The 15,090-nt window shown below is 70.8% G+C and carries 15 protein-coding genes and 6 pseudogenes; 14 read left to right on the top strand and 7 right to left on the bottom strand.

Going from position 1 to position 15,090, the window contains the following annotated elements:
* The first annotated feature begins 167 nt into the window (after positions 1–167).
* A complete protein-coding gene (locus tag ACFXMF_RS31090; RefSeq protein WP_379992230.1) occupies positions 168–557 on the top strand; it encodes an STAS domain-containing protein in 390 nt (129 codons plus the stop codon).
* Positions 558–777: 220 nt separating this feature from the next.
* The gene (locus tag ACFXMF_RS31085; protein WP_379992236.1) at positions 778–1,416 is read left to right on the top strand and encodes a response regulator; all 639 of its coding nucleotides are present in this window, start codon (positions 778–780) and stop codon (positions 1,414–1,416) included.
* Positions 1,417–1,481: 65 nt separating this feature from the next.
* On the opposite strand, the gene ACFXMF_RS31080 is transcribed toward ACFXMF_RS31085, so the two are convergent.
* The gene (locus ACFXMF_RS31080; RefSeq protein ID WP_379992232.1) at positions 1,482–1,934 is read right to left on the bottom strand and encodes an FMN-binding protein; all 453 of its coding nucleotides are present in this window, start codon (positions 1,932–1,934) and stop codon (positions 1,482–1,484) included.
* A gap of 25 nt (positions 1,935–1,959) precedes the next feature.
* Positions 1,960–2,100 (bottom strand): annotated as a pseudogene (locus ACFXMF_RS31075) (ferric reductase); the annotation flags it as partial.
* Positions 2,101–2,869: 769 nt separating this feature from the next.
* On the opposite strand from ACFXMF_RS31075, the gene ACFXMF_RS31070 reads away from it, so the two are divergent.
* The 5 genes and pseudogenes from ACFXMF_RS31070 (at position 2,870) to ACFXMF_RS31050 (ending at position 8,058) form a co-directional block, all read left to right on the top strand.
* Entirely contained in the window at positions 2,870–3,064 is a 195-nt protein-coding gene (locus ACFXMF_RS31070; RefSeq protein WP_379992233.1) for a hypothetical protein, read from the top strand.
* Positions 3,065–3,370: 306 nt separating this feature from the next.
* Positions 3,371–4,387: pseudogene (locus tag ACFXMF_RS31065) on the top strand (alcohol dehydrogenase catalytic domain-containing protein).
* A gap of 101 nt (positions 4,388–4,488) precedes the next feature.
* A pseudogene (locus ACFXMF_RS31060) lies at positions 4,489–4,599 on the top strand (type I glyceraldehyde-3-phosphate dehydrogenase); the annotation flags it as partial.
* A gap of 31 nt (positions 4,600–4,630) precedes the next feature.
* Entirely contained in the window at positions 4,631–7,333 is a 2,703-nt protein-coding gene (gene ppdK, locus ACFXMF_RS31055) for a pyruvate, phosphate dikinase (protein ID WP_379992234.1), read from the top strand.
* A 56-nt stretch (positions 7,334–7,389) separates the two neighbouring features.
* The gene (locus ACFXMF_RS31050) at positions 7,390–8,058 is read left to right on the top strand and encodes a helix-turn-helix domain-containing protein (RefSeq protein ID WP_379992235.1); all 669 of its coding nucleotides are present in this window, start codon (positions 7,390–7,392) and stop codon (positions 8,056–8,058) included.
* A gap of 132 nt (positions 8,059–8,190) precedes the next feature.
* On the opposite strand, the gene ACFXMF_RS31045 is transcribed toward ACFXMF_RS31050, so the two are convergent.
* Together ACFXMF_RS31045 and ACFXMF_RS31040 are read right to left on the bottom strand one after the other, a co-directional pair.
* Positions 8,191–8,700, bottom strand: coding sequence for a universal stress protein (locus tag ACFXMF_RS31045; protein WP_380017841.1), 510 nt, complete (start codon positions 8,698–8,700; stop codon positions 8,191–8,193).
* Positions 8,701–8,774: 74 nt separating this feature from the next.
* Positions 8,775–9,305 (bottom strand): HPP family protein, encoded by a 531-nt coding sequence (locus ACFXMF_RS31040; RefSeq protein ID WP_379991321.1) that lies wholly within the window; start codon positions 9,303–9,305, stop codon positions 8,775–8,777.
* 249 nt (positions 9,306–9,554) lie between these two features.
* On the opposite strand from ACFXMF_RS31040, the gene ACFXMF_RS31035 reads away from it, so the two are divergent.
* The 7 genes and pseudogenes from ACFXMF_RS31035 to ACFXMF_RS31005 all read left to right on the top strand — a co-directional run bounded on the left by ACFXMF_RS31035 (position 9,555) and on the right by ACFXMF_RS31005 (position 13,753).
* Positions 9,555–9,800 carry a universal stress protein gene (locus ACFXMF_RS31035; protein ID WP_379991333.1) on the top strand — a complete coding sequence of 82 codons (246 nt, stop codon included), beginning with the start codon at positions 9,555–9,557 and terminating at the stop codon, positions 9,798–9,800.
* Positions 9,755–10,438 carry a universal stress protein gene (locus tag ACFXMF_RS31030; RefSeq protein ID WP_380020877.1) on the top strand — a complete coding sequence of 228 codons (684 nt, stop codon included), beginning with the start codon at positions 9,755–9,757 and terminating at the stop codon, positions 10,436–10,438. The genes ACFXMF_RS31035 and ACFXMF_RS31030 overlap by 46 nt, the downstream gene beginning before the upstream one ends.
* A 38-nt stretch (positions 10,439–10,476) precedes the next feature.
* The gene (locus ACFXMF_RS31025; RefSeq protein ID WP_379991322.1) at positions 10,477–11,049 is read left to right on the top strand and encodes a hypothetical protein; all 573 of its coding nucleotides are present in this window, start codon (positions 10,477–10,479) and stop codon (positions 11,047–11,049) included.
* A gap of 30 nt (positions 11,050–11,079) precedes the next feature.
* Positions 11,080–11,193: an MBL fold metallo-hydrolase RNA specificity domain-containing protein gene (locus tag ACFXMF_RS31020; protein ID WP_379991323.1), complete on the top strand. Its 114-nt coding sequence runs from the start codon at positions 11,080–11,082 to the stop codon at positions 11,191–11,193.
* A 133-nt stretch (positions 11,194–11,326) separates the two neighbouring features.
* The gene (locus ACFXMF_RS31015) at positions 11,327–12,385 is read left to right on the top strand and encodes a hypothetical protein (protein ID WP_379991324.1); all 1,059 of its coding nucleotides are present in this window, start codon (positions 11,327–11,329) and stop codon (positions 12,383–12,385) included.
* Between the two features lie 12 nt (positions 12,386–12,397).
* Positions 12,398–13,486: pseudogene (locus tag ACFXMF_RS31010) on the top strand (glycoside hydrolase family 65 protein); the annotation flags it as partial.
* The gene (locus tag ACFXMF_RS31005) at positions 13,484–13,753 is read left to right on the top strand and encodes a glycosyl hydrolase family 65 protein (protein ID WP_379991335.1); all 270 of its coding nucleotides are present in this window, start codon (positions 13,484–13,486) and stop codon (positions 13,751–13,753) included. The pseudogene ACFXMF_RS31010 and the gene ACFXMF_RS31005, both read left to right, overlap by 3 nt.
* Before the next feature lie 22 nt (positions 13,754–13,775).
* Here ACFXMF_RS31005 and ACFXMF_RS31000 read toward each other — a convergent pair whose 3' ends face one another.
* The 3 genes and pseudogenes from ACFXMF_RS31000 to ACFXMF_RS30990 form a co-directional block, all read right to left on the bottom strand.
* Complete coding sequence (locus ACFXMF_RS31000; protein WP_379991325.1) at positions 13,776–14,117, bottom strand: SHOCT domain-containing protein; 342 nt, start codon at positions 14,115–14,117, stop codon at positions 13,776–13,778.
* Positions 14,118–14,735: 618 nt separating this feature from the next.
* Positions 14,736–14,928: pseudogene (locus ACFXMF_RS30995) on the bottom strand (hypothetical protein); the annotation flags it as partial.
* Between the two features lies 1 nt (position 14,929).
* Positions 14,930–15,032: pseudogene (locus ACFXMF_RS30990) on the bottom strand (hypothetical protein); the annotation flags it as partial.
* Between the last annotated feature and the right edge of the window lie 58 nt (positions 15,033–15,090).

Here is a 15,090-nt window from a genome sequence, read left to right as displayed (position 1 = left end):
GCTGTTGCCCCAGCGGGGGGGGCGCTCTGTTGCACACCCGGCGGGCCCCCGGCCGGGCCCTTCGGCCCCCGCCGGGCCGCCGCCCGCCTCGGGGCGCCGCCCGCGCCCGGCGCTGGACTGGTGGCACAGCCCCGACGGCCCCGACAGCCCAGGAAGTGTGACGCTTTGTGATCACCATCGCGACGAACCCGACCGGAGCGCGCGGCGTCACCTCGCCCGGCGCCCACCTCACCGTGGAAATGCGCGGCGAGATGGACCTGGACAGCACGGCGAGCATCGAACCGACCCTGCTCGCCCTCGCCCGAACCGGACCCGCCGAACTCCGACTGGACTTGAGCGCACTCGGCTTCTGCGACACCTCCGGCATCAACCTGTTCCTGCGCCTGCGGCACGCATGCGCCCGAGGCCGCACCACGCTCGTCCTGACCGGGCTTCGTGGCCAACCGGCGCGCGTCATCCGTTTGGTGGGACTCGACCGCACGATCGCCTGCCGCTTCGCAACCCTGCCCGCAGCCCGATCCGCCGAGCCGGCGAGGGTGGGGGCCACTCGGCCCTGAGCGACCCGGGACCATCGGCTCTGTCTCCGTGTTCCCGCAGGCCCCGAGACTGATCATCGCGTCGGCCCGGCCGGGGCGAGCGCATCCGTCACACCTCGGGGAGCACACCTTGGAAACCGGGATCACCACCGAAGCCGTCGCCGGAGCACGCCTGCCCCGCGTCACCGGCGCCACCCGCGCACTCGCGACCCCCGCGTCGAGCACGGGTTCGCTCGCCACGATCAGGGTGTTCCTCCTCGACGACCACGAGGTCGTCCGTCGTGGCCTGGCCGATCTGCTCGGCGCCGAGGCGGACATCGAGATCGTCGGCGAATCGGAGTCCGCGATCGAGGCCATGAGACGGATACCCGCACTTCGCCCAGACGTCGCCGTTCTGGACGGGCGGCTCCCGGACGGCAGCGGGGTCGACGTGTGCCGCGCGGTGCGCTCGTCCTTCCCGGAGATAAACGCGCTGATCCTGACCTCGTACGACGACGAGGACGCGCTGTTCTCCGCGATCATGGCCGGCGCCGCCGGATACGTCCTCAAGCAGATCCGCGGCGCCGACCTGGTCCGCGCGGTCCGGGAGGTCGCCGCCGGCCGCTCGCTCCTCGACCCGGCGATCACCACGAAGGTCCTCGACCGGGTCCGCACCGGAACGCGCGAGGATCCGCGCGTGGCGTCCCTGTCCGACCAGGAACGCCGGATCTTCGACCTGGTCGCCGAGGGCCTGACCAACCGCCAGATCGCCGAGCGCCTGCACCTCGCGGAGAAGACCGTCAAGAACTACGTCTCCACCATGCTGCACAAGCTCGGCTTCGAACGCCGCGTCCAAGCCGCCGTCTTCGCCGGGACCCTCCCACACCGCACATCCGCCTGACCCATCACCGCATCGGGCCGGCCGACAGCGCCGTTTCGACGTGGTGGAGACGACGTGATGCGCGGTCAGCCATTCGCCTGGTCCAATGCGCTCCGGAGGGACTGTATATAGCCCTCGCTGGTGTAGGTGGCCCAGGAGACGGCGTGGATCCGCGCGCTCTGCGCGGCCAGAGCCTCCTGCGTCAAGGTGGGTAGGGACCGCGCGGTGATCTGTCGGTCGCGACCGTTGTCGTCGGGGGTCCGCAGGACGCGTACATCGGTGATCCTGCCGTCGGCGAGCATGACGGCGACCTGGACCGGGCCGTAGCGGGTGTCGGTCGTGTCGCCGGTGAACGTGCCGCTGCGGGTGCTCGTCGGGCCCGGCGGCGTGGGCGGTTCCGCAGCGGAACCGGGAGAGCCGGTGGTCGGTTTCGTCCCCTCGGCCGCGGTGTTCGCGGGCGCGTCGTGGTGGGGTTTGAGCGACAGCAGCAGGATGACGCCCGCGATCGTGGAAACGGTGGTCAGGGCCATGCGGCGCATGGACGACTCCCCGGAGACGAAGGATTCAAAGGGCGAACGACTCGTGATGGATGCGCCGTCGCGGTACGCCCGCGGCGCGCAGTGCGGGGATCGCGGCGTCGACCATCGCGGGCGGCCCGCACACGTAGACGTCGTGCGCCGCCAGATCGGGTACCAGGGCGGAGAGCCTCCCGGAGGAGAGCGGGTACGCGTCGGCCGTCGGATCGTCGATGTAGCGTGCCGATCGCGTGGGAGCGGGCGGGTGTCCTCGTCGGCGAGGGGAGGGGTCGTTGTGTCGCAGACGATGGGGGATCCGTCCCGAGGATGTGCGCCGGGCGGTCGAGGCCGCCCGTCAGGCGGTGGCTACTGCCCGACTGAGGGCGATGCGACAGCCGAGCGAGTCGGCCGAACAGCGACTGGTCCGTGAATTCGAAGCGGTCACGGCGGCGCGTTGGAGAACCTGATCCGAGCCGTCGAGCCTCTCGTCGGGCCGGCGAAATCGACCGACGCCTGAACCGAATATCGAAGGGGCGGGTGGCACGGGGCCGTCCACCAACGCTTCCGGGAGCGCCGCCCGGCGGGCACCACAAGAACCCGGACATCGAGTCCGCATCGCACGTCTGTTGTGAGGGTCTGGGGGTAGACGGGCCTCCTGGGGTCGGGTGCTCGGAGAGGCAGGACGACATGGGGCAGACGACGGGTGGCACGCATCGCCGGGGGCGCTCGTCTCGGCATCGGCGGTGTTCGACGAAGGCGAAAGCATCTCTCTCGCCCGCGCCCCTGCCCGTGGCTTGCTCCGCGACGTGCGGGGCGAGCACGGGCTGCCGGTGTCCGAGCGCGTGTGGGACATGGTGCAACTCGTGGTCAGCGAACTGGTCGACCAATGCCCGCAGACACGCGCCCGGCCCGTACCTGCTGACACCGGAGGTTCGCGACGGCGCGATCGAGGTGACCGTGTGGGACGGAGACTCGCCGCCGCCGATGCCCCCACCCCACCCGACCCGGACCGGATCGGCCGGCACGGTCTGGAGACAGTGATGGCGCTTCGTCGAAGCTTCGCGGTGCACCGTGAGCCCGTGGGCAAGCGGATCATTGCATCCGTCGTGCCGGCCGACGATCCGGGCAGCCACGTCGCCGGCCGCCTGGCCTGACCCCTCACCGAACCCCGCGCTCGAAGCCGTCGACCGACCTCGACCGCCGACATGAACGGCTTCGTCTTCAATGTCTCGAAGCTTCGAAGGCATCGGCGCCCGCAAACACCACGTCGGCCTCAACGACCTGATGGGCCTGCTGTGCCCTGACGCCGACCCGCTGCGTCGGCGACCATCATGTGGTCATCGGGACGCCTCGTGTCGGTCGGCCCCTCCGGCGGGGCCACTCGGCCCTATGGCGGTCGTCCGGGCGGCGTGACGCTGGGGTGGAAAGCGTTACCGCTTACCTTCGGAAAGGCGGACGCCATGAAAGCCCTGACCTACCACGGTGCCGGACGTCACCACTGGGAGGACGTGCCCACGCCGACCGTGCGCGACCCGCAGGACGCGGTGATCCGCGTGGACGCCGTCACCATCTGCGGCACCGACCTGCACATCCTCAAGGGCGATGTGCCCGAGGTCGAGTCGGGCCGGATCCTCGGGCACGAGGCCGTCGGTACGATCACCGAAGTCGGCCCCGGTGTACGGGGCTTCGTGCGGGGCGAGCGCGTGCCCGTCTCGTGCATCTCCTCGTGCGGGCGCTGTCGCAACTGCCGTACCGGCGCCTACGGACAGTGCTCGGGCGGAGGTGGTCGGGTACTGGGCCACCGGATCGACGGGACCCAGGCCGAATACGTCCGGGTGCCCTTCGCGGACACCTCTCTGTACCGGATCCCGGACGTCGTCGGCGAACAGGCCCACCTCCTACGAGGTCGGCGTCCGCAACGGACGCGTGGCCCCCGGCGACCCCGTGGTCATCGTCGGAGCCGGACCCATCGGCCTGGCCGCCATCACCACGGCCCGGCTCTTCAGCCCTTCCCGCATCGTTGCCGTCGATCCCTCGGCCGCGCGTCGCGACGCCGCGAAGGCGTTCGGCGCCGACGTCGTGCTCGACCTCCCCGAGGCCACCCCGAGGCCCTGTGCTCGCTCACCACGGACGGGCAGGCCGCGCACGTGGCGATCGAGGCCGTCGGCGTGCCCGAGTCCTTCGAACTGTGCACCCGCCTGGTCCGCGCCGGCGGATACGTCGCCAACGTCGGCGTACACGGCAAGCCCGCCACCCTGCACCTCGAAGACCTGTGGATCCGCGACCTCACCATCACCACGGGCCTGGTCGACACCACCAGCACCCCGCTGCTCCTGGACCCGCTTGCCGAGGGCCGACTCGGCAAGGAAGGGATGATCACCCACCGGTTCGGCCTCGACGAGATGCTCGGCGCCTACGACACCTTCGCCCGCGCGGGGGAGACCGGCGCGCTCAAGGTCGCCCTCTTCCGCGGCTGATTAGCCCCCGCTCCATCACGCGTTCCACGAGATCCGAGGAGGATCCCGCGATGACCGTCCATGTGGGAATCAACGGCTTCGGCCGGATCGGCCGCAACTACCTCACCCAGGGCAACGGCGACTTGGTCAAGGTCTTCGGCTGGTACGACAACGAATGGGGCTACACCAACCGCCTGCTCGACCTGACCGAATACGTCGCCCACCGGCTCTGACCACTCACACGACCGCGCAGGAAGGCCGGCCATGACCACCGCGTACGTGTACGACTTCACCGAAGGCTCCCGTGAACAGGCCGCGTTGCTCGGCGGCAAGGGCGCCAACCTTGCCGAGATGACCCGTCTGGGACTGCCGGTGCCGCCGGGCTTCACGGTCGGCACGAACGCGTGCCGGGCCTTCCTGCGCGCCGGGAGCGTTCCCGAAGGGCTGGAGGACGAGATCACCGCCCACCTCGCGCGTCTGGAGCAGGTCATGGGACGCCGCCTAGGAAATGCCGACGACCCGCTCCTGGTGTCCGTGCGCTCGGGGGCGCGCTTCTCCATGCCCGGGATGATGGACACGATCCTCGACGTCGGACTCAACGACGCCTCGGTGCTCGGCCTCGCCAAGAGCACCGGCCGCGAACGCTTCGCCTGGGACTCCTACCGGCGCCTGGTCCAGATGTACGGCGCCACCGTGCTCGGCATCGACGCCGCCCGCTTCGAGAACGTGTTGACACGGCGTCGCCGGGTACTCGGCGCCGCAGACGACCTGGGGCTGGATACACATCAACTGGCCGAGACGGTAAGGGAATTCCAGGGGATCATCCACGATGCGACAGGCGAGGAGTTCCCGCAGGATCCGCGCGAGCAGCTGCGCCGCGCCGTGGTGGCCGTGTTCGAGTCCTGGAACGGCGAACGTGCTGCGGTCTACCGCCGCCGCGAGCACATCCCGGACGACCTCGGCACCGCCGTCAACATCCAGGCCATGGTCTTCGGCAACCTGGGCCCCGACTCCGGTTCGGGCGTCGCGTTCACCCGTGACCCGGGTACCGGCCGGCCCGGCGTCTACGGCGACTACCTGCCCGATGCCCAGGGCGAGGACGTGGTCTCGGGTGTTCGCGACGCCCTCGCGCTCGACGAACTCGAGCGCCTGGCCCCGGACTCCCACCGCCGACTGCGCGCGCATCTGGCTCTCCTGGAAGCCCACTATCGAGACCTGTGCGACGTCGAGTTCACCGTCGAACGCGGCAGGCTGTGGGTGTTGCAGACCCGGGTCGGCAAACGCACTCCCGAGGCGGCGTTCCGGATCGCCTGCGCGCTCGTGGACGAGGACGTGATCACCTGGCCCGAGGCCCTGTCGCGGGTCGACGCCGGGCAGCTCGACCGGCTCACCTTCCCGCGCTTCGACGCGGACCCCGACACCCCGATCCTCGCGCACGGCGTACCGGCCTCGCCGGGAGCCGCGGTCGGCGCCGTCGTCTTCGACGTCGCCGAGGCGGTCCGCCGAGCCGAGGCCGATGAGCACGTGGTCCTGGTTCGCCACGAGACCAGCCCCGACGATCTGCCCGGCATGATCGCCGCCGAGGCCGTACTCACCGGCCGCGGAGGCAAGACCAGCCACGCCGCGGTGGTCGCGCGCGGCATGGGCAAGGTGTGCGTGTGCGGCGCCGCCGAGCTCGACATCGACCCCGAACAGCGCCGATTCACCACCGCCGACGGCACCGTGGTCGAGGAGGGTACCGTCGTCTCCGTCGACGGCACCGCCGGCACCGTGCACCTCGGGGTGCTGCCGTTGGTCGCCTCCCCGGTCACCTGGTATCTGGAGACCGGCACACGATCGCCCGGCCTGGTCGAAGCCGTTGCCCGCTGCCTGGAACAGGCCGACGAGATAAGCCGGATGGACGTCCTGGCCAACGCGGACACCCCCGAGGACGCGGCCCGCGCGCGCCGCTACGGAGCACACGGCATCGGCCTGTGCCGCACCGAGCACATGTTCCTGGGCGAGCGTCGGCGACTGGTCGAGGACATGATCCTGGCCCGCACCGACGCCGAACGAGAAGCCGCGTTGGCCGCTCTGCTCCCGCTGCAACGCGACGACTTCATCGGTCTGCTCACCGCCATGGACGCACTGCCGGTCACCATCCGGCTGATCGATCCGCCCCTGCACGAATTCCTGCCCGACCACACCGAGTCGGCCGTGCGCATCGCCCGCGCGCATGCCCTCGGACAACAACCCGACCCGCGCGATCTGCGGCTGCACGAGGCCGGCGAATTGCTCCACGAACAGAACCCGATGCTGGGCTTGCGCGGCGTACGCCTCGCACTCGCGGTACCGGGCCTGGTCGCCACCCAGGTCCGCGCGATCGGCGAGGCCGTCGTCGCCCGGGTGCGCGCCGGCGGTGACCCGCGAGCGGAGATCATGATTCCGCTGGTGGCCACCGAGGCGGAACTGCGCGCCGTCCGCACCGAGGTCGAACGTGTGCTCGCCGAGGTTCGCGAACGCACCCGCGTCGACGTGCGCTGCCCGATCGGCACCATGATCGAACTGCCCAGGGCCGCGCTGACCGCGGACGAGATCGCCCGCTCGGCGGACTTCTTCTCGTTCGGCACCAACGACCTGACCCAGACCACCTGGGGCCTGTCCCGCGACGACGCCGAGGCGTCCTTCCTCGCCGCCTACCTGGAACGGGGCATCCTGTCGATCTCCCCGTTCGAGACCATCGACCGCGAAGGCGTCGGCCGACTGGTCCGCACCGGCGTCGACCGGGGCCGCACCATCGACCCGAACCTGCGTATCGGCGTATGCGGGGAACACGGGGGCGACCCCGACTCGATCCACTTCTTCGACGAGTGCGGCATCGACTACGTCTCCTGCTCGCCGTACCGCCTCCCGGGCGCCCGTCTGGAGGCAGCCCGAGCCACCGTCGCCGCCCGCCGTACCGACCACACCGAATCCAGCCCCGACTGAGCAGCACCCCCGGGCCGTTCGAGTCGTCGCAACGGCCCGTCGCGAAGGAGAACCCGATGGACAACGAGACGGTGGGCACCCGCCTCCCCGACATGGTCGACATACCCCGCAACATCCGACGTCGGCGCGAGCAACTGGGTCTGACCCGGGCGGACGTCTGTGCCCGGGCCGGACTGCCGCTGAAGTGGCTAGTGGAACTCGAGGTCGGGGACGCCCCGTTGTCCCGCGCCGCACTCGGCGGCCTGGCGGTGGCGCTGGAAACCAGTGTCACCGCCCTCGTGTCCGGTCCGTCCGACATGCCCGAGGCCGACGCCCCCGACGCCCCCGGCCTGGCCGTGATGAGTGAAACGGAGTGCCACGTGCGCCTCGCCGGCCACGAGGTCGGTCGGCTCGCGGGCGGCCTGGATCAGACTCCGTGGCTGTTTCCCGTCAACTACGTCACCGATGGGCAGGACATCGTCTTCACCACCCGACGGGACTCCCCGCTCGCCCACGTCCGGGGAGCGGCGGCCTTCCAGGTGGACGACGTGGACCGATACGCCCGACCGGGCTGGAGCGTCCTGGTGATCGGTGTCGTGGAACCCGTGACCGACCTCATCGAGATCGCACGGCTCGCTGCGGCCGGCGGCGGCACCTGGCCCGCCCGCCGCAGCGAACTGTGGTTCCGCATCCGCCCCGGCCGCGTGACCGGCCGCCGGGTGCAACCGGGCCCGGTGCGGCGGTGAACCGCGCCACCGGAAGCGAAGCCACGGGGCGACACCCGGTCCGAGGAGACCGCGTCGCCACGGCGAAACCGCGCGAACGGCCGAATGCCCGGGCCTGAGGATCAGGCTCGGGCATTCGGGTGACGTGCGGGATCAGGCGTCCGGTGCCGGGACGAACAGCACCGGGGTGGTGCTGTGGCGCAGGCAGTACAAGCCGGTGGGGCCGGGGATCGTGGGGCATTCGATGCCGCTGGTACCCAGCACCAGCAGGCGGGCGTCCCGCGCGCGGGCGACCAGGACCTCGCCGGCCGTGCCGTGCAGCGGCGTGGCCACGATCCGCTCCGGCGGGGTCGGAACCCGCACCAGGTTCGCCAGCGCGTGCTCCAGCCGCTCGCGGGCCACCGACAGCGGGTCCGGGTGGTCCAGGGTCGGGCGTTCCGGGTCGGCGTCCGTCCAGGCCGCGACCACGTCCAGGACCACGCCGAGTTCGGCGGCCTCGCGTGCGGCCCATCGCAGGGCGACGGCGGATCCGTACGAGCCGTCCAAGCCCACCACGATTCTGCCGTCCGGGCGGTTCTTCGCGGCGTCGTCGGCGGGCACGACGCCCCGTCGAGGGGCCGCGCCCGTCGTTTCCCGGTCGAACCGGGTGCCGAGCGGTTCCATGTCGAGCTCCTTCGGGTGGCCGTGATGGTCGTGGGTTGCGAGGAAGCGCCGAACGACAGGGTTCGCCGAACCGATCAGCCGTGGCGCGACGGCGGAAGCACGGGTTCCAGGCGGAAGAGCACCGGGCCGTGGTCCCGGGGGCCATGTGGCGACGTGCGTCCGGCAAGTGCCGTGACCAGGTCGCGGGCGGTCACCAGACCGATCAGGGTGTCGTTGTCGTCGGTGACCGCGACCGCGTCCACCGCGTGCTCGGCCATCACCTCGGCCACCTCGGCCAGGCGAGCGGACCTCGACACCTGCGGCTGGGCGCCCCCGGACAGCAGATCCCCCACGTAGCGCTCGGCGAGTGAGATCGCCGGAAGCGCACACGCCACCGCCAGTTCTCCGCGCTCCAGCAGCCCCACGCAACGGCCCTCCTCGTCCACGACGGGCAGGTGGTGGAACCCGGTGCGCTGGATCAACTCCCAGGCCATCAAGAGGGATTCATCGCCCGCGACGGTGAGCAACGCCGTGCTCATCACCTCGGTCACGCCCCGCTCCCGTACCGCCCCCTCGGCGGGGAGGGTGGTCGCGGTGTCCAGGGCGGGTCCGCTGATTGTCCTCATCGCGCTCGCCTCCTGTGGTTCCGGCCCCGTGATCGCGCGGTTCGCCCTGTCTCCACCCTCCGGCCTTCGCAACCCCCCGGCACAGGGCCGGTGGGGAGGGTGGACCGGGCCGAAGGTCCCGGTCCGGCGGTACCGGGTAGCCCTGTGTCCGCCGGTGGAGCGCGCGCACGCTGAAAGTGAGGAGTCGATCGGAGATCGCCATGCCGGCTCCGCCGCCCGAGAAGTCGTTCATCGACGATTGGACCAGTCATGAGCACCGGAATCCAACTCCCCGACCTTGGGGTTCTGGTCGGTTACGACGGCTCTCCCGGCGGGGAACGCGCGCTGCTCTGGGGCGCCCGCGCCGCCGCCGACGCCGAGACGCCGCTCTACCTGGTCATGGCCGTCCCGGACGCCGCCCTCGGGGGCACGTTCGTGCGAACGAGGTCCGTGAAGGCGCCCGTGCCCTCCTGGAGCAGACGGCGGACCGCAGCCGGGCGGCGTACCCCCACCTGACCGTCGAGACGTCGCTGATCGAGGGCCCGGCGGCGGACGTGATTCTGGAGGCGAGCCGGCGGGCCGAGCTGATCGTGGTCGGCACCCGCGGCCACGGCGGCTTCGCGGGCCTGCTGCTCGGGTCGGTGTCACTGCGGGTGTGCGCACACACGACTTGTCCCGTGGTCGTCGTGCCCGAGGCGGCCGAGGAAGTGGACACGCCGAGCGTCGTCGTGGGCGTCGCGGACCACAGCGACACACCGGCCGTCGAGTTCGCCGTGGAGCGGGCCCGTCGCATCGGCGGCAGGGTGGTCCCGGTCCACGTATGGACGCTGACGATGGCCGGCTACTTTCCCGGCGTGGTCGCACCGCTGCTCGGTGACCCGCTGGACCTGGCGACAACCCACGACCACCTCCTCACCGAGATCCTCGAACCGATCCGGGCCAAGGCACCCGATGTCACGATCGAGGCCATGGTCACGACCGGCGCGCCCGCCTACGCCCTGATGGGTGTCTCCGCGCACGCGGACCTGCTCGTGGTCGCCGCCCACCGGGCACACGGCCCCTTCCCGATGCGCCTCGGCCCCACCACCCACGCGGTACTGCACCACGCGTCCTGCCCGGTGGCCGTCGTGCCGATACCCGCGGCCACGCCATGAACGCCGCGAGGCCGCGAGGCCACGGAACATCCGCACGAGTGCGGCGGCGGCTTCGCGCGCTTCTCGGCCGCGAGCCGATGTATCGGCGATGCGACGTCGCACACCTGCGGGCGACGCTCGCGCTGACGATCCTGGCCCTGCTCATGGTGCCGTTGGTCGTCCTGACGGTCGCTCGCGTGCAAACCGGCTCCGGCGAGGCGGCGCGCACTCGGCAACTGGCGCACAAGCAATCGGTCTCCGCCCTGCTGCCGAGCAAGCCACCCACCGCGGCCAGGCCCGGTGCCGAGACGGTGACGGCGAGCGTGCAATGGGTCGCGGCCGACGGCACCGCCCGAACCGGCGAGGCTCAGGTGCCTCTCGGCGTATCGGCGGGCGACACGACCCGAATCTGGCTCGACGCCGAGGGGCGCCCCACCACACCCCCGCCGACCCACGGCGCGATCGTCGTCGACGCGATCGTCGCCGGCATGCTCGCGCTCGCCGCGTCGCTGCTGGTCACCGCCGGGGCGTTCGGTTCGGAGCAAGTGCTGATTTCCCGCCGGCGGACCCGCGAGTGGGAGCGGGAGTGGGCGGCGGTCGAGCCGAAGTGGACCGGCCGAATCGAACACTGAGCGCCAGGGGACGAGTGGGCGCGAGACCTGATGGAGGGCGCGCGTACCCTGAAGATGTTCGGCACCTACGTGCCGGTGAGCGCGGAAGTGGTGAACATCCCCGGCCTGTCCGCACATGCGGACGCCGACGAGATGCCGGCCTGATTGCGGGACGAGCCGGCGACCTATCTCGTGCAGGGAGAGCCGGAAGGCGCGCGCGGGCACTGCGGGATCGACCGGACGCGGAGCCGGGTTGGACGGCGGTCGTGCCGCGTCCGGGAGAACTGGTATTGATCCGATGAGCAGACCCAGGCGCCCACCGCCGCAGGACCCCTGGACCCTGGCGTTCCAAGGCTTCGACGCCCGGGACGAGGGTCGGCGGGAGGCCCTGTGCGCGGTCGGCAATGGCTATCTGGTGACGCGAGGTGCGGCCCCCGAGTCGCGTGCCGACGGAATCCACTACTCCGGTACCTACCTCGCCGGTCGCTACGACCGCGTGGTTTCGACGATCGACGGCCGCCGGGTGGCGAACGAGGACCTGATCAACTGCCCGAACTGGCTGCCGCTCACGTTCCGGGTCGGCGGCGCCACCGGGTGGTTCGGCGAGGAACCCACCACGCGGATCGTGTCCCAGCACCTGGAACTCGACCTGCGTCGCGGGGTATTGACGCGGGATGCCCTGGTCGTCGACGCCGCCGACCACCGCACGCGGGTCCGCCAGCGGCGAATCGCCAGTCTCGCCGACCCGCACATCGCGGCTCTGGAGACGGTGCTGATCCCGGGGAACTGGTCGGGCCCCCTGCACATCCGCGCGGAACTGGACGGCACCGTCACCAACGCCGGGGTCGCCCGCTACCGGAGCCTGGTCGGCCGTCACCTGACCCCGGCCGGTCAGGGGAGCGGGAAGGAAGCCCTGTGGTTGTGCGTGCAAGCCGTCGGTTCCCCGCTTCGGATCGCCATGGCCGCGCGCACCCGCGTCCACCGCGAGAGCGCGACCATCGAGGCCCAGCCCGTCCCCGAGCCGCCCCCGGGCCGACCGGCACAGGTCTTCACGATCGAAGCCGTCGCGCGACAGTCGGTGACCGTCGAGAAGACGGTGTCCGTGTACACCTCCCGCGACCCGGCCATCGGCGATCCACGGACCGCCGCCCTTCGCACGGTCCGGCGCGCGGACCCCTTCGACGTCCTGCTGCACGACCACGCGACGCGCTGGGCCCAACTCTGGCGCCGATTCCGCACCGAGGCGGAGTTCACCGACCGAGGCGGCGAGGGCAACACCCTTCACCTGCACCTGTTCCACACCGCACAGACCTACTCCGAACACACCGTCGACCTGGACGCCGGGATGCCGGCCTGAGGCCGGCACGGCGAGGGGTATCGCGGACACGTCTTCTGGGACGAGTTGTTCGTTCTGCAAACGCTCAATCTGCGCACACCGCAGATCAGCCGGGCCGTACTGGGATACCGGTACCGGCGCCTGGACGCCGCCAGACAGGCCGCCGCGGACGTCGGCCTGCGCGGAGCCATGTACCCGTGGCAGAGCGCCGCCGACGGCACCGAGCAGGCCCCGAGCACCCACCTCAACCCGATGTCGGGGCGTTGGCTGCCGGATCATACACACCTGCAACGTCACGTCGGCCTGGCCGTCGCCTACAACACCTGGCAGTACTACCAGGCCACCGGCGACGTCGACTTCCTGAACACGGCCGGTGCGGAGATGTTGCTGGAGATCGCGCGTTTCTGGGCCGACATCGCGCGCTACGACCGCACCCTGGAGCGATATCGAATCCAGGGCGTCATGGGCCCCGACGAGTACCACGATGCCTACCCGTGGGCCGACCGCCCTGGCGTCGACGACAACACGTACACGAACGTGCTCGCCTCGTGGGTGTTGGCCCGCGCGCTCGACACGCTCGACGCACTGCCCGGGTATCGGCGGGACGAGCTGACCGAGCGACTCCAACTGCGGTCCGACGAGTTCGACCAATGGCGTACGGTGACCCGTCGGTTGTATGTCCCCTTCCACGACGGCGTGCCCAGTCAGTTCGCCGGATACGAGCGCCTGGCCGAACTGGACTGGCGGCACTACCGGCGGCGATACCCTGGCAACAGGCGCCTCGACCGCATCCTCGAAGCCGAGGGCGACAGCGTCAACCGATACAAAGCATCCAAACAGGCCGACGTCCTGATGCTCTACCACCTTTTCCCGGCCCGGGAGATTCGCGGGCTGCTGCGCCGGCTCGGCTACCGGGCCGGACACGAGATGACCCAGCGCACCGTCGACTACTACCGGGCGCGAACCGTACACGGATCGACACTCAGCTCCGTGGTGCACGCCTGGGTGCCGGCACGCACCGATCGCCGTCGATCGTGGCGCTTCTTCCGCGACGCGTTGGGCGGCGACGTTCACGACGTGCAAGGAGGCACCACCGCCGAAGGCATCCACCTCGGCGCAATGGCCGGGACGGTGGATCTGCTGCAACGCTGCTACATCGGGCTGGATACGCGTGGGGACGTGCTGTGGCTCGATCCCTGCCTTCCCGCCCGACTGAGCCGACTGGAGGTCGAGCTGCGCTATCGAGGCCACTGGGGTGTGGTCGTCGAGGTCGGTCGACGGGAGGTCACGGTGCGGCTGCGCCCGGGGCAGGGCGGCTCGGTCCCGATCGGGTTCCGCGGCTCGGTGGTCGAGATCCCGCCCGGCGGCAGTCGCGCCTTCACCCTCTGAAACGCACACGCCGCGTTCGCCGTCAGCCGCCCGACGTATCCGAATCGCCACGACTACGAGGCTTGCCCTCGCGCGGGGTGTGCGCTCCCGCAGTCAGGACCGAAAGGCGTTCCCGGTACTCCTCGGTGTCGATCTCGCCACGGGCGTAGCGCTGAGCCAACATTTCGGTCGCCGAGGAGTCCGTCGGCTCCGAGGTCCCGCGAGAGTGCGGGGCACCTCGCACCAAGAGCCACACCACTGCAACGATCACCGCGATCAGGAGCAGCATCGTCACCGACCCCCAAACCCAGTTCCAGCCGTCGTCCTCGTACATGTGGCCCACGTGCCGCGCGGGCGCCGTCACCAGGGCCGAAGCCAATGTCATCGTCCTCACCTTCCTCGGACGCCGAGCCCGACTTCCACCGTCACGGTGCGTCGGAAGCTCGACGAGCACCGGAGTCGTCCGGCCTACCCGATCGGGCCGACCGACCCTTCCGCGCGGTATCGCCGGAACCGACCGCGGGGGACGAGCGGGCCTCCGCCCCCACCCGGGGATGACGCCGATACCCGTGGCCGCCGATGGACGCTTCGGGCCGACGGATCGACGGAGGTCGATGTGAACTCCGCGAGGACGCGTGCGACGACGCCGGATCGACACCCGACGCTGCCGGCAAGGATTGTCAACGCTCTCTCTGAAAACTGACCCCCTGGGGTCCTTGGGTTCTAACGCTTGTCGCAACACTCCTTGATCATCAGAGGTGTGTCGATGGCGAGGCGGGGACGTAAGCGCAGGTTGGAGATCGAGGCTGCGTGATGCCTCCTGCTCGCCCACCGAGCTTTTGCACGCGGCTGTGAAGCGGGTGAACGAATCTCCTTCCGTACACGCACCGACTGCAGTCGGAGCAGGTCACAGCGGTGTTGGGCGTCCGGGGCGGGTTGCCGCTCGCACGACCTCGAACTTGTCGTAGCGCCGGATCCACCGGCACCCGATAGCCGGGGTTGTTCACGACGCGGAGACGGGCACCGTGCCGTGGTAGGCGTCGCGCATGATGGCGATCATGTCGTCGAGCATCGCCATGCGCGGGTTCGCCGGGGGCGCACTGGTCCTCGTAGGCGTTGAGCGCCTGGCGGGGCAGTGCGTCCAGGAACGCCCTCTCGTCGACGCCCAGGGCCTGGAACGACGGCTCGATGCCGACTGGTCGGGGCGCAGCGGTTCGGCGAGCAGGGGGTTGTCCCGCAGGTAGATCTGCCCCACCGAGAGGTAGCTCGCCGCCCGCCACTAGGCGTCGACTGTGGTCAGGTCCTGTCCCTCAGGATTCGGGCGCGTGGATCACGTGCGGGGGCGACCCCGGCCGGCG

The sequence above is a fragment of the Embleya sp. NPDC059213 genome (assembly GCF_042754445.1).
Taxonomy (GTDB): Bacteria; Actinomycetota; Actinomycetes; order Streptomycetales; family Streptomycetaceae; genus Embleya.
Note: the sequence above shows the minus strand (reverse complement) of the source record. Positions and strands in the feature narration are given on the sequence as shown.

What these genes read in the sequence shown, in the direction of transcription:
- ACFXMF_RS31080 (WP_379992232.1), bottom strand. Translation starts at nt 1,934, where the DNA reads ATGCGCCGCATGGCCCTGACCACCGTTTCCACGATCGCGGGCGTCATC.
- ppdK (WP_379992234.1), top strand. Translation starts at nt 4,631, where the DNA reads ATGACCACCGCGTACGTGTACGACTTCACCGAAGGCTCCCGTGAACAG.
- ACFXMF_RS31050 (WP_379992235.1), top strand. Translation starts at nt 7,390, where the DNA reads ATGGACAACGAGACGGTGGGCACCCGCCTCCCCGACATGGTCGACATA.
- ACFXMF_RS31045 (WP_380017841.1), bottom strand. Translation starts at nt 8,700, where the DNA reads ATGGAACCGCTCGGCACCCGGTTCGACCGGGAAACGACGGGCGCGGCC.
- ACFXMF_RS31040 (WP_379991321.1), bottom strand. Translation starts at nt 9,305, where the DNA reads ATGAGGACAATCAGCGGACCCGCCCTGGACACCGCGACCACCCTCCCC.
- ACFXMF_RS31035 (WP_379991333.1), top strand. Translation starts at nt 9,555, where the DNA reads ATGAGCACCGGAATCCAACTCCCCGACCTTGGGGTTCTGGTCGGTTAC.
- ACFXMF_RS31020 (WP_379991323.1), top strand. Translation starts at nt 11,080, where the DNA reads ATGGAGGGCGCGCGTACCCTGAAGATGTTCGGCACCTACGTGCCGGTG.
- ACFXMF_RS31015 (WP_379991324.1), top strand. Translation starts at nt 11,327, where the DNA reads ATGAGCAGACCCAGGCGCCCACCGCCGCAGGACCCCTGGACCCTGGCG.
- ACFXMF_RS31005 (WP_379991335.1), top strand. Translation starts at nt 13,484, where the DNA reads ATGGCCGGGACGGTGGATCTGCTGCAACGCTGCTACATCGGGCTGGAT.
- ACFXMF_RS31000 (WP_379991325.1), bottom strand. Translation starts at nt 14,117, where the DNA reads ATGACATTGGCTTCGGCCCTGGTGACGGCGCCCGCGCGGCACGTGGGC.